13 protein-coding genes are annotated in these 13,323 nt (G+C 43.7%); 9 read left to right on the top strand and 4 right to left on the bottom strand.

Annotated elements, in window-relative coordinates:
• Positions 1-60 precede the first annotated feature (60 nt).
• Together FTU19_RS04225 and FTU19_RS04220 are read right to left on the bottom strand one after the other, a co-directional pair.
• A complete protein-coding gene (locus FTU19_RS04225) occupies positions 61-411 on the bottom strand; it encodes a Spx/MgsR family RNA polymerase-binding regulatory protein (protein WP_159124193.1) in 351 nt (116 codons plus the stop codon).
• Positions 412-880: 469 nt separating this feature from the next.
• Entirely contained in the window at positions 881-1,699 is an 819-nt protein-coding gene (locus FTU19_RS04220; RefSeq protein WP_159124217.1) for an exodeoxyribonuclease III, read from the bottom strand.
• Between the two features lie 41 nt (positions 1,700-1,740).
• Here FTU19_RS04220 and pyrE point away from each other — a divergent pair, with 41 nt between their 5' ends.
• Positions 1,741-2,391 carry an orotate phosphoribosyltransferase gene (gene pyrE, locus FTU19_RS04215; protein ID WP_125279724.1) on the top strand — a complete coding sequence of 217 codons (651 nt, stop codon included), beginning with the start codon at positions 1,741-1,743 and terminating at the stop codon, positions 2,389-2,391.
• Positions 2,392-2,814: 423 nt separating this feature from the next.
• Positions 2,815-3,126 carry a hypothetical protein gene (locus FTU19_RS04210; RefSeq protein WP_159124191.1) on the top strand — a complete coding sequence of 104 codons (312 nt, stop codon included), beginning with the start codon at positions 2,815-2,817 and terminating at the stop codon, positions 3,124-3,126.
• Positions 3,127-3,267: 141 nt separating this feature from the next.
• Here FTU19_RS04210 and FTU19_RS04205 read toward each other — a convergent pair whose 3' ends face one another.
• A complete protein-coding gene (locus FTU19_RS04205) occupies positions 3,268-3,462 on the bottom strand; it encodes a DUF3565 domain-containing protein (protein WP_004781474.1) in 195 nt (64 codons plus the stop codon).
• A 130-nt stretch (positions 3,463-3,592) separates the two neighbouring features.
• Here FTU19_RS04205 and gshB point away from each other — a divergent pair, with 130 nt between their 5' ends.
• Positions 3,593-4,540 carry a glutathione synthase gene (gene gshB, locus FTU19_RS04200; RefSeq protein ID WP_180025278.1) on the top strand — a complete coding sequence of 316 codons (948 nt, stop codon included), beginning with the start codon at positions 3,593-3,595 and terminating at the stop codon, positions 4,538-4,540.
• 40 nt (positions 4,541-4,580) lie between these two features.
• On the opposite strand, the gene FTU19_RS04195 is transcribed toward gshB, so the two are convergent.
• A complete protein-coding gene (locus FTU19_RS04195) occupies positions 4,581-5,783 on the bottom strand; it encodes a CynX/NimT family MFS transporter (protein ID WP_180130169.1) in 1,203 nt (400 codons plus the stop codon).
• Positions 5,784-6,192: 409 nt separating this feature from the next.
• Here FTU19_RS04195 and murG point away from each other — a divergent pair, with 409 nt between their 5' ends.
• The 6 genes from murG (at position 6,193) to ftsZ (ending at position 13,273) form a co-directional block, all read left to right on the top strand.
• Positions 6,193-7,290 carry an undecaprenyldiphospho-muramoylpentapeptide beta-N-acetylglucosaminyltransferase gene (gene murG, locus FTU19_RS04190; RefSeq protein ID WP_180130167.1) on the top strand — a complete coding sequence of 366 codons (1,098 nt, stop codon included), beginning with the start codon at positions 6,193-6,195 and terminating at the stop codon, positions 7,288-7,290.
• Between the two features lie 12 nt (positions 7,291-7,302).
• Positions 7,303-8,751: a UDP-N-acetylmuramate--L-alanine ligase gene (gene murC, locus FTU19_RS04185; RefSeq protein ID WP_005232692.1), complete on the top strand. Its 1,449-nt coding sequence runs from the start codon at positions 7,303-7,305 to the stop codon at positions 8,749-8,751.
• A gap of 53 nt (positions 8,752-8,804) precedes the next feature.
• Positions 8,805-9,734 carry a D-alanine--D-alanine ligase gene (locus tag FTU19_RS04180; RefSeq protein WP_179991918.1) on the top strand — a complete coding sequence of 310 codons (930 nt, stop codon included), beginning with the start codon at positions 8,805-8,807 and terminating at the stop codon, positions 9,732-9,734.
• A gap of 3 nt (positions 9,735-9,737) precedes the next feature.
• The gene (locus FTU19_RS04175) at positions 9,738-10,592 is read left to right on the top strand and encodes a cell division protein FtsQ/DivIB (protein WP_159123789.1); all 855 of its coding nucleotides are present in this window, start codon (positions 9,738-9,740) and stop codon (positions 10,590-10,592) included.
• 71 nt (positions 10,593-10,663) lie between these two features.
• Positions 10,664-11,926: a cell division protein FtsA gene (gene ftsA, locus FTU19_RS04170; protein ID WP_159123790.1), complete on the top strand. Its 1,263-nt coding sequence runs from the start codon at positions 10,664-10,666 to the stop codon at positions 11,924-11,926.
• Between the two features lie 159 nt (positions 11,927-12,085).
• Positions 12,086-13,273: a cell division protein FtsZ gene (gene ftsZ / locus FTU19_RS04165; RefSeq protein ID WP_179991920.1), complete on the top strand. Its 1,188-nt coding sequence runs from the start codon at positions 12,086-12,088 to the stop codon at positions 13,271-13,273.
• The last annotated feature ends 50 nt before the right edge of the window (positions 13,274-13,323 follow it).

The raw sequence follows: 13,323 nt of genomic DNA, 5'->3' as shown, positions 1-13,323 counted from the left end.
ACCATAAAAAAGCCTGACAGAGGTCAGGCTTTTTTTATTCTTCCAGCTCATCTGGGATGATTAGTCTTTTAGCTTTTGATAAGCGGCTTCATCAAAACCAGCGATAAAACCAGTTGCAGTCTGTAATACCGGACGTTTAATTAAGCTGGTATGAGTAGTTAAGGCGGTAATCAGATTATCTTCACTGGCAAGCGCATTTTCCTGTTCTTCTGCAGTGAGTTTACGCCAGGTAGTGCCTTTCTTGTTCAGTACCACATCTTGGCCTAAAGCATCCAGCCAGGTTTTAACCGTATCCGCGTCGATCCCCTGTTTTTTATAATCATGAAATTCGTAAGCCAGTCCCAATTCATTAAGTAAATCAAAAGCTTTTTTCATTGAATTGCAGTTTTTAATGCCATAAATCTTGAGCATGCTCGCTGTATCCCAAACAGTTTATTTATTGATGGCTTAGCTTAGCTGAATTTATGCTGATCGCCTATGTGCTTCCAAGAAGCTTGTTTTTAAGCAATATTTAAAAGACATGTCATTCGATTGACATCGTTTAAGAGCAGAATGGGTATTAAAAAGTAAATGGTAAAGTTTAAGAATAAGAAAAAAATGAAGGTACTGAAATGAGAAAACCCGCATCTAATCATCCTGATTATGCGGGTCTCAATACAACGTCCGTTGTCACATCCATGAAAAACAAGCTAAATCTGATAGTTTGTTTTATTTTCTTCCTACGGCGTCCTGTCCTTATAGTGTCATCCTGACATATCCCTGTGCCGTGTGAGTATCATGCGCTGTTAGGGTCTGAAGATAAACCTGAAAATACGTCATGTAGTGTAGGTAATAAACCTTAATTGAGTGAACGAATGTTCACTCAATCTTTCGGTCAGTTTTAGATTTTATAGTCAATAATCACGGGTGCATGGTCACTAAACCATTCATCTTTATAGACCCAGGCATTTACAGTACGGTCTTTCCAGTCCGGTGAGCAGGCCTGATAGTCAATCCGCCAGCCCACGTTCTTGGCGCGGGCTTGACCACGATTCGACCACCAGGAATATAGCTCGGCTTCTTTACGGACTTCGCGGAACGTATCGACATAACCCAGTTCATCATAGATATGATCCAACCATGCACGTTCATGCGGCAAGCAGCCCGATGCTTTCTGGTTACCGGACCAGTTTTTAATATCGATACGTTTATGCACGATATTGTAATCACCACAGACAATGATGGATTTGTCTTCATCGCGCCATTGTTTCAGGATCTTTTTATACTCTTCCAGAAAGTGATCTTTACGTGCCTGCGCTTCATCGCCCGAAGAACCTGAAGGTAAATACAGCGAACAGATATGTGCTGTTTTTTCTAGACCCAAGTCAAATTCTGCCGAGATAAAGCGACCTTGAGAATCGGCCAGTTCAAAACCCAAACCATCGGTAATCGAAACGAAAGGCAGACGGCTGTAAATCGCTGTACCCGCGTAACCTGGACGCTCGGCAGGGAACAGGTGGGTATACCAGCCTTCAGGCTTAAATTTATCAGTCCACTGCGCATGGGTGATCCGGCTTTCCTGCATGCAGATCACATCGGCATCAGACTGTTCGATCCACTCTAGCAAGCCCTTGCTGACAGAGGAACGTAAACCGTTGACATTAATTGAAACGACACGAAGAATTTTTTGATCACCTGGATAGCTACTCTTTGGTATCATGCGCAAGTCTTACCCTTAATTAATGGATTTAGGAGCACCTCATGTCAACGCCAGCTCAGTTTAACCCGCAAGCTTTTATCGAACTCGCATTATCACGTGGTGTGCTTAAATTTGGTGAGTTTACTTTAAAATCAGGACGTGTGAGTCCTTATTTTTTTAATGCTGGCTTGCTCAATGATGGTGAAGCCTTGTCACTACTGGCTTCTGGCTATGCTGCAAAATTAACTGAATGTGACAATGTTGAAGTGATTTTTGGACCAGCATACAAAGGCATTCCTTTTGTAGCAGCTACAGCAGTGGCACTATCGCAAAATCATGGCGTCAGCGTGCCATGGGGCTTTAACCGTAAAGAAGCCAAAGATCACGGTGAAGGTGGTGTGCTGGTAGGTGCTTCAGTGGAAGGGAAAAAAGTCTGGATTATTGATGATGTGATTACAGCCGGTACTGCCATTCGTGAAGTAGTCACCATCCTGAAAAATGCCGGTGCGCAAATTGCAGGTGTACTGGTTGCTCTTGATCGTCAGGAAAAAGGCCAAGGTGAATTATCTGCTATTCAGGAAGTACAAAAAGAACTGGAAATTCCAGTACATGCACTAATTACCATGAAAGATTTAATGAATTACCTAGATGCAAAAGGCGATAGCGAAGCATTGGCGAAAATGGAAGCTTATCGTGTGAAATACGGAATCTAAAACCTGATTCACCAGATAAAAAGTAAAGCCTTAGTAATCTAAGGCTTTACTTTTTATGGGAAGAAAGATTCTGTTCAGGCGACTGTATTTAAAAGAAATATAAATAATAAGATAGAAATTCTGATCTGGATAAACTTTAAATTTGATAAGTTATATTATCTTCTTCAAAATTAAATTTTATATAAATATTCTTCTCAATATATAAATCTTGATCAAAATTATTTTATCTAAAAAGAAAAATATTTTTAAAAGAAACTCATTAAAGAATGAATTACCCCCCATAAAGTCCCTTTACAAATAAAATGAATAAGGTAGTTATGGTCATTGTTTACAAATTGTAATCCGCCTATATTGAAATAAACATTACGTAATTAATTATAAGAATTTCATAATTTTAATTGATTTAAAATAAGAGTACTAGGAATGGATTACTGGAACAGTGTTTTATTTATATCGATTATAACGGTGGTAGGTTTGGCCATTATTGTCATGCTGGTGGGCTACAAGATGTGGAAAAACCTGGTGGTGACTTTACTGATCTCTACAACGATTGGCTTTCTGATTATATGTACTATTAACTTTATCTTTGGGGAAAATCTGAATTTGCCCTGGATTCCTGATCAGAGCTGGCATCATAAGATCACTTTGGAAATTGCTCTGATGAGCTTACTGATTGGCGGGGTCAGTACCTTTATTATTATGCTGGGAACCATGATTTCGAAAAATAATCGTTAAATCATAAAATTAGATGTATTTAGTTGAAAGATAATGCATTTATAAGCAAGGTATTATTATTTTTATTCAGGTTTTAATCAATTTTCTAAACGAGATAAAATACTCAGGGTGAGTATATATACTGATTTGATTTAGAAGATATTAATCCTCGTGTATTTCACATTTTTTGCAGTCCAATAAGACGCCCAGTTTTTCTTTACGGCCTTGTTCGGTCATGACCCAAGGACGGTTTTGCCAAGGTGGATCATGCCGCACATGCTGACCATGACCACAGGCCAGTTCAGCGACCCAATGATTTTCTTCATCCAGATGAAAGCCGACAATTGCCTGCTGCATGATAAATGCTCTTGTTGATTAAAGTATTTAAGCATTTATACAAAATTAGTCATGCAAAATCACCATAAACAAAAGAAACTGCACAGGCTATACTCCTTGCTAATGTATTTTTAAGAAAGAGCACAGAGACATGCGCGTACTTGTTGTGATGGATCCCATCGAAAATGTAAACCTGAAAAAAGATTCAACCATGGCCATGTTATGGGCAGCTGCACGCCGTGGACATGAACTGGGTTATGCATTACAGCAAGATTTATATATCGACCAAGGTAAGGCCTTTGGTCTGATCTCGCCTTTGCAGGTATTTGAAGACTATAACCATTACTACGAACTGGGTGAAAAGAAAAAAGAATCGATTGCGGCTTATGATGTGGTGCTGATGCGTAAAGATCCGCCATTCGACATGAACTTTGTCTATACCACTTATATTCTGGAACAGGCAGAACGTGAAGGAGCATGGATTATCAACAAACCGCAAAGCCTGCGTGACTGCAATGAAAAGCTGTTTGCTACTCAGTTCCCGCACCTGCAAGTTCCGACTTTGGTAACGTCGCAACAAAGCCTGATCCGTGAATTTTTAAAAGAGCATGTTGATGTGATTGTAAAACCATTGGATGGTATGGGCGGCACCGGAATTTTCCGTCTCTATCAGGATGGTATCAATATTGGCTCAACCATTGAGATTCTGACCAACAATGGTAACCAGCCGATTATGGCACAGCGTTATATTCCTGAAATTGTAGAAGGGGATAAGCGTATCCTGATGATCAATGGCGAACCAGTACCGTATTGTCTGGCCCGTATTCCGCAAAATGGTGAAGTGCGTGGCAATCTGGCAGCAGGTGGTTTAGGTCAAGCACGTCCATTAACTGAGAATGATAGAGCCATTGCAGCGCAAGTGGGACCTTATCTCAGAGAAAAAGGTTTGGTATTTGTCGGTCTGGATGTGATTGGCAATTATGTCACTGAAATTAACGTCACCAGTCCAACCTGTATCCGTGAAATTGATACTCAGTTTGGTACCTCCATTGCAGATGACCTGTTTGATGTACTGGAAGCCAGTCTGGGTCAAGCCTAAGCTTTCAATAATAAAAAAGAGCCTCGTCTGAGGCTCTTTTTTATTGGCCATAATGCTTGAATAAAAGCAGGGTCATTAAGATTCCTAATATAGAGAGGCTGGCGGTAACTGCCGCGATATAAGCCCAATTCTGTGTAGTCGAAACTAGTGCTGCGCTCAAAGGCGGCACAAAAAATTGAGCACAGGCTGAAAGCTGTAAAACCAGACCCACACTGGCTGCTGCGGCATTGGCACGCGGGGCATGCTGCAAAGTAATGGCAAAAACAGTGGTCGGGATAATTCCACCAATCAGTGAAAACAGTACAGCACTTATAAACTGTAAGTCGAACATGAGCCATGAACTGGCTGCAAAAGCCAGAAAGCTGCTGCACAGCATGGCTGTAAATCCGGTACTGAATAGCGTCTTGGGTTTCCAGCCACGTTGTAACAACATACCTGCACCAAAAGTGCCGCCCAGATTGGCAAGTACCACGATTGAAACCAGAACGCCTGCAACTTTTAAATCAATACCATGTTCGACGTACATGCTGGGCAGGAACCCGGTCACGGTAATCCACTGACTGGTATAACAGGCAAAAATAATAGCTAAACACAGAATGGGTGGATGGGTAAGGGTAACTTTGACAATCTGCCAGAATGAAGTATTTGACGGTACTGGTTGAGGAATTGTGTTAGATGCAAATGCCATTGGATCTATTCGCAGGTATCGTTTAATGATGCCTGCAATAATCAAGCATAGACTGCCGAGAATAGCCCAAATATTCTGCCAGTTCAGGTATTCGAGTAAAACAGGAATACTAAAAACAGCAAGACTGACACCGACACCCATATAGGAACTCCAGAGTCCCATTTTAAAATTCAGTGTTTCAGGCCGACTGATCCGTTTTAAAATTGCAGGCGCGCACAAGGAAATAGTTAAAAATCCAATCCCTTCGGTAAAGCGGAAGAAATATAAGGCTGTGGCATGCTGAATCCAGAGGCCAGCGATACTGCTCAGTCCTAAAATGATTAACGCCAAAATCAGGCAGCGCTTTAAACCCACTTTTTCCGAAAAAGCACCAATACAAAGGGCAAACAGCATTCCGGCCCCTTGTACTAAAGACAGAGAAAACCCGGCTTGTGTAAAACTTAAGCCTAAATCCTGTTGCAGAATGGGAATAACAGCAGACAGTTTGCCGACATGCATGGCCGCCAGATAACCGGCTAAAATAATCCATAGATCACGTATTGATATTTTTGACATCTATAATGCTTGAGTCCATTTAAGGAATATGCAGATCAATTTGAAAAAAATTATATAGATATAGGGATAACATAAAATTTTATTCAGATTTATATGATTTAGGCATAAGTTAATAGGATGAATTAAATGGAAAAATAGCCAGTAATTAGTGAAAAATGTATAGATTTAGGAAGTAGGTATAAAAAGATTAAATGAAAAATATTCAAAAATTATGCTTATATTTCACTTAAGTCTAAGGAAAAATGCAGACCTTATAATAAAACTAGTTTAAACTTCAAATTAGTATGAAAAAAACAATGAAACGCTTGTTGAAATAAGGTAAATAAACTTTCAAGGGCAAGCGTTTGTGATTACAATTGATGACTTAAATTAGACCTCCTGTTTCATTTTTTAATTGAAGAATTAGACCGTGACCGACGCTCAGCAAAAACAGCCTAAACATGTCATGATGATGGCCGCAGGTACGGGTGGACATGTGTTTCCAGCGTTAGCCGTTGCAAAAGATCTACAACAACAAGGAATTGAAGTGTCCTGGTTGGCAACACCAGCGGGCATGGAAAACCGATTATTAAAAAACCATAATATTCCAATTTATCAAATCGATATTCAAGGTGTGCGTGGCAATGGTTTTGTGCGTAAAGCCTTGGCACCGTTTAAAATTTTAAAAGCCACTCTTAGTGCCATGAAGCATATGAAACAGCTCAAAGTCGAAGCTGTTGCAGGCTTTGGCGGTTATGTGGCAGGACCGGGTGGTCTGGCAGCACGGATCCTGGGTATTCCTGTGATTATTCACGAGCAAAATGCAGTCGCGGGTTTTACCAATACCCAGTTGTCACGGGTCGCTAAAACGGTATGTCAGGCTTTTCCTGATACTTTCCCGGCACAAGACAAAGTAGTAACCACCGGTAATCCGGTACGTAAAGAAATTACAGAAATTTTAAATCCGTCCTGGCGTTATCAGGAGCGGGAAAAAGCTGGCCAGCCGCTACGAATTCTGATTGTTGGTGGTTCACTTGGGGCACAAGCCTTAAATGAACGTGTGCCGGAAGCCTTGAAACAGTTGAATGTGCCGTTAAATGTCTATCATCAGTGTGGTCAAAATCATGCTGAAGCAACGCGCGCACGTTATGCAGACAAACCCGCCTCCTTGCAGGTTGAAGTTCAGCCGTTTATTGAAGATATGGCCCAAGCTTATAGCGACGCCGATCTGGTCATTTGCCGTGCCGGTGCACTGACAGTTACTGAAATTGCAACTGCTGGTGTAGCTGCGATTTTTGTACCGCTACCAAGTGCGGTTGATGATCACCAAACTGCGAATGCCAAATTCCTGGCCAATCAGCAGGCAGCCAAAATCTGCCCGCAGGCTACTTTGACGCCAGACAGTTTAAAAACCTTATTAGAGCCGATGCTTGACCGTCAGGTATTGATGGAAATGGCGATCAAAGCACGCCGTCAGGCTCAACCCGATGCGACCCAGCATGTGGTCCGTTTAATTCAAGAATTGTAATCCGAGTAAATTATGTCTCCAGTAACCCCAGCAGACCAAGCAAAGAAATTAATTAAAGTCCCGGAAATGCGCCGGATCAAGCATATCCATTTTGTAGGGATTGGTGGTGCAGGGATGTGCGGGATCGCGGAAGTACTGAAAAACCAGGGGTATAAAGTTTCTGGTTCAGACATCAAGGCCTCTAAAACTACGGCTCAATTAGAAGAAAATGGTATCAAGGTCTATATCGGCCATGCAGCCAGCAATATTAAGGGTGCCAATGTCATCGTGGTATCTACCGCGATTGATAAGGAAAATCCGGAAATCAAGGCGGCTCTTGAAACCCGTACACCGGTAGTCCGCCGTGCAGAAATGCTGGGTGAGCTGATGCGTTACCGTCACGGGATCGCGGTTGCAGGCACTCACGGTAAAACCACAACCACCAGCCTGATCACCTGTATGCTGGCAGAAGAAAATCTGGATCCAACTTATGTGATCGGCGGTTTGCTAAACCGTACCGGTGTGAATGCCGCTTTGGGTGCAAGTCGTTATATCGTGGCAGAAGCCGATGAATCAGATGCCTCATTCCTGTATCTAGAACCAATGGCTGCCGTGGTAACCAATATTGATGCTGACCATATGGATACTTATGGCGGTAGCTTCGATGTTTTAAAAGATACCTTTATCCAGTTTCTGCAAAAACTGCCATTCTATGGTTTAGCGGTTGTGTGTGGTGACGATGCCAATATCCGTGAAATCATGCCACGTATTGGTCGTCCATTACTGACTTATGGTTTTAATGAAGATAATGACATTCGTGCCGTCGATGTCGTACAGGAAGGTATGCGCAGCCACTTTACCGTATTACGTAAAGATCGTGAGCCGCTACGCGTGACTGTGAATCAGCCGGGTCTGCATAATGTACTCAATGCCTTGGCTGCGATTGGTATTGCGACGGATGAAGGCGTATCTGATGCAGCCATTTGCCGTGCACTGGAAGGCTTTAGTGGTGTGGGTCGTCGTTTCCAGGTACAAGGTCAATTCGAACTTGAAGGCGGCGATGTGAAGCTGGTCGATGACTATGGCCACCATCCAAAAGAAGTAGAAGCCACTATTAAAGCCGCTCGTGCCAGCCATCCAGATCGCCGTCTGGTGATGATGTTCCAGCCGCACCGTTTCAGCCGTACCCGTGACTGTTTTGATGACTTCGTAGAAGTGCTTTCACAAGTTGATCAGCTGCTCTTACTTGAAGTGTATCCGGCAGGGGAAAAGCCAATTGTAGGTGCAGATAGCCGCGCATTGGCACGTAGTATCCGTTTACGTGGGGAAGTTGAACCAATCCTGATTGATCCGGTTGAGGGGAACCTGAGCCAGGTGATGAAAAAGGTATTGCAAGCAAATGACTTGTTATTAACCCAAGGCGCAGGTAATGTTGGAGCAATCTCAATCGAACTTGCTCAAAATCATTTATATGTAAAGTAAAATAGTCATGTTATGACTGATTGAACAGATTCAAAAAGTTTAAGGATATAAACGTGTCAAATGCTTCAAAATTCGGAAAAGTTGCCGTATTGCTGGGTGGTAAATCTGCAGAGCGTGAGGTTTCGCTAGATAGTGGAACCGCCGTACTTGAGGCATTAGTGCGTTCTGGGGTCAATGCAGAAGCGTTTGATCCACAAGAGCGTAGTGTTACCGAGCTAGTAAATTATGATCGTGCGTTTGTGGTATTGCATGGTCGTGGCGGTGAAGACGGCCAGATTCAGGGTGCGCTGGAATGGTTGAATATTCCATATACCGGTACAGGCGTACAGGGTTCTGCCATTGGTATGGATAAAGTCAAAACCAAACAGGTTTGGCAGGGTTCAGAATTACCTACTGCGCCATACCGTATCGTGACCAAGAACTCGAATGCGCAAGAAATTGTATCTGCTTTAGATTTGCCGCTGATCATTAAGCCTGTACATGAAGGTTCGAGTATTGGCATGAGTAAAGTTGAAAAAGTAGAAGACTTTGCCGATGCGATTGCCAAAGCCACTGAACATGATGCCGTGGTTATGGCAGAGAAATGGATCACAGGCCGTGAATTTACCATTGTGATTCTGAATGGTCAGGCTCTACCCGTCATTCGTCTGCAACCGCCAGAAGATGTGGCTTTCTATGACTATGAAGCTAAATATCAGCGTAATGATGTGGAATATGGCATTCCATGTGGCTTAAGCGAGTCTGAAGAGAAAGAATTGCAAGCCTTGGCTCTACGTGCCTTCCAGGCAGTGGGTGCAAGTGGCTGGGGCCGTATTGATGCAATGCAGGATGAACAGGGTAATTTCTGGTTGCTGGAAGTGAATACAGTTCCGGGGATGACCAGTCACTCTCTGGTACCAAAAGCGGCAGCAGCCGTCGGCTATAGTTTTGATGCGCTCTGTGTAGCGATTCTGGAACAAACATTAAACGGTGCGGCACACTAAGTTATGGCTCAACTCCCAGCAACCATGCGCCGTAAACGTGCTGCGATTACCTCAATTCACGACAAGCCGCCGACACGCAAAGAGAAACTAACCAACCTGGGTGGTTGGGCCTTGTTGTGTGTCGCGCTGGTGGTGCTGGCTTTTGGGATTTTTGGCCTATACAAGGTGATGACGGATGCTCAGGTAGCAGAGCTGAAAGTGGCAGGAACGCGTACAGCAGCTGAAGAGCGTCAGGTCATGCAGTACGTTTCACCGATTGTGACTGAAAACTATTTTACTTCGGACCTGGAATCGATTCGTGACCGCGCACTGGAATTGTCTTGGGTGGATCGTGTCGTAGTGTCTCGTGCCTGGCCAGACAAAATTCATGTGCGGGTAATGCCGCATCATGCCATTGCACGATGGGGTACAGGACGACTGCTGAGTGATAGTGGCATTATTTTCACTGAAGTCAGTCCTAAAGATTATTCAGCTTTACCGTTGCTGCATGGACCATCTACTCATGCAAATACCATGATGCGACGTTATAATGAAATCAACCAGTTATTTTTACCACAAGGTATTCGTTTAAAAGAATTATATTTAACTGAACGAATGACGTGGTTTATGCAGTTTGATTCAGGTTTGCGTGTGATTGTCGATAAAGACCAGACCATGAGCAAGTTGCAACGTTTGAGTCATCTGTCCTATAGCGAACTAAAACCGGTATGGTCAAAAATTTCAGCGATCGACCTGCGTTATCGCAATGGATTGGCGATTCAATGGAAAAATTCAATTCCGCCTAAAATTGTAAATGGTCAATTTATTGTAACCATTAATGACACGGGCGTTGAGAATAATGTAACAGTAAAGCCATAATGACCGGCTTTAAAAACTAGAGGCCTTATAAAGCCATAAATCTAACAAACACGTAATGGTAGTAGTTAATAATGAGTGAAGCTGTTCCCTCGGTTGTGGCGATTGACATTGGGACACACAAAGTTTCAGTTTTGATTGGTAAGGTACACGCGCCAGACAATATCCAAGTGATTGGAATGGCGACCGCTCGTAACCGAGGCATGAATAAAGGAAAAATTGTCAGTCTCGATAAAGTCATTACCGCCATTAAAAACGCCGTACAAGAAGCGGAAGATATGGCTGAATGTCGTGTGCATTCTGCGTGGATTTCGATCCCAAGTGCTGAACTAAAAAGCTTTTATGCCTCGGGTCGTACCACCATTGATAATAGTGAACATTCAATTACGACCAGTGAAGTGGTGCGGGCACTTGAGCTGGCCAAAGCCAGTCATGTCACCTCAGATCATTATCTGGTGAGTGCGGTGCCTTTAGGCTTCGAGCTGGATGATGCACCTGAGTGGGTACTCAACCCGATCCGTATGTCGGCACATAGCATGACGGGACATTATCATTTGATGATGTTACCGATCAGCACCATGCAGAATATTGACCGCGCTTTAAAAGGGGCCAATATCGGTGTGGAGAAAATGGTGGTGTCCTGTCTGGCTACTGCTGAAGCCAGCCTGCTGAAAGATGAAAAAGAATATGGCGTGTGTCTGGTAGATATCGGTGCGGGAACCACCAATATTGCTGTTTATTTGGATGGCCGTTTGGCGTTAACCCATACTATTCAGCGTGGCGGTGAACATGTGACCCGTGATATTGCAGCAGTTTTACAGACCACGACAGAAGAAGCAGAACGTCTGAAATTGCTCTATGGCTGTGTGGATCTAAAAGTGGTTAAACCAGAGCATATGATTCAGTTCCAGGGCATTGATGGACCACAAACCATTAGCAGGATTGAACTGACTGAAATTATCATGGCGCGTTATGAAGAAATCATGGGTCTGGTGCGTGATGAACTGGTGAACCATGGCGCGATGCAGGGACTGTATCATGGTGTGGTGCTGACTGGTGATGCCAGTCAGATTGAAGGTATGGTCAGCTTTGTACGCCGTACCTTGGGTGTATCTGCACATCTGGGCAATCCGCCGGTACAGGTCTATGCGGATGAACAGCACCAGGCGGCTTTACGTCGTTCCCAGTACGCAACAGTGGCTGGTTTGCTGATGTTTAGCCAGAGTGATACCCAGGAAACCCTCGTTGAGACCGAAGACGGGGACAAGTTATCAGTAACACAGCGCATTAAACGGGCATGGTCAGGTTTTAACGAAACGTTAAAAGCGATCTTTTAAGCGATTTTTATTGTGAATATTGTTGGGAAGTTGTAGTTAATCGGGCTTGTACTTGACAAGTGCTTGCTTGAGCAGCATTCTTAAAAACAATTTTTATCAAGATTAAGGCAGTATACGGGCTTAGTGACTGCCAATTATGAATTAGGAATTTTATAGGTCATGGCCTCATTTGAATTTTTCGAAGAAGATCATAGCGATAGCAATGGTCAAGCCCGTTTCACTGTATTTGGTGTAGGTGGTGCGGGTGGTAATGCTGTACAGCATATGTTGCAGTCCGATATCCAGGGCGTAAAGTTCGTCTGTGCCAATACAGACAAACAGGCACTGGATCGCATGGAAGCCGAATTTAAAATTCAGCTGGGTGAGCAAAGTACACGTGGTCTGGGTGCTGGAGCAAATCCACAGGTCGGTCAAGCGGCAGCAGAAGAAAGCCGTGAACTGATCCGCCAGCAGCTTGAAGGTACCGATATGGTATTTGTCACCGCCGGTATGGGTGGTGGTACAGGTACCGGTGCTGCGCCAGTCGTTGCTGAAATTGCTAAAGAAATGGGTATCCTCACTGTTGGTGTCGTAACTACACCATTCAACTTTGAAGGTAAACGCCGTCTGCAATCTGCCGAGAAGGGGATTGAAGCGTTAGAACAGCACGTAGATTCTCTGATCATCATTCCAAACCAGCGTCTATTGAAAGTCTTCCGTGATATTTCAATGAAGGATGCATATAAAAAAGCGGATGATGTACTGTTGAATGCGGTACGTAGTATCTTTGACCTGGTGGTACGTCCTGGTCACATTAACCTTGACTTCGCCGATCTGAAAACTGCAATGAGTACACGTGGTTATGCCATGATGGGGGTAGGCTTGGGTCGTGGTGAAAACCGTGCACGTCAGGCAGCAGAACAGGCGATTCGCAGCCCATTACTGGATAACGTCACCATCATGAATGCCAAAGGTATTCTGATTAACGTGACGGGTGGTGATGACGTAACCTTCGGTGAAATCGAAGAAATTACTGATGTTGTAAACCAGATCGTGGATCTGGACGAAGGTCAGGTCTTCTACGGCACAGTATTTGACCCTGATGCTCGTGATGAAATCAGTGTAACGGTGATTGCGACTGGTTTGACTCGCCATGCTGCAGATTCGGTTGAGCCGACTAAACGCGCGAATGTACAGGCAGTACGTCCATCATCATCACAGGCAGTAGTTGAAGATGATGATGTACCGGCAATTCAGCGTCAGCAAAATGAAGCAGGTGCAGCAGCTAATCCTGCCGCTTCAGTTTCTAGTCCGCGTCCAACGCCAATGAGCATCCAAGATTATCTTAAAAATCAACAGCGCAAATAATATGTAACAGCATGTGTTTACGATGATTGCACAGAAAAGGTGGCTTTAGA

This window comes from Acinetobacter sp. YH12072 (assembly GCF_013419565.1).
GTDB lineage: Bacteria > Pseudomonadota > Gammaproteobacteria > Pseudomonadales > Moraxellaceae > Acinetobacter.
Note: the sequence above shows the minus strand (reverse complement) of the source record. Positions and strands in the feature narration are given on the sequence as shown.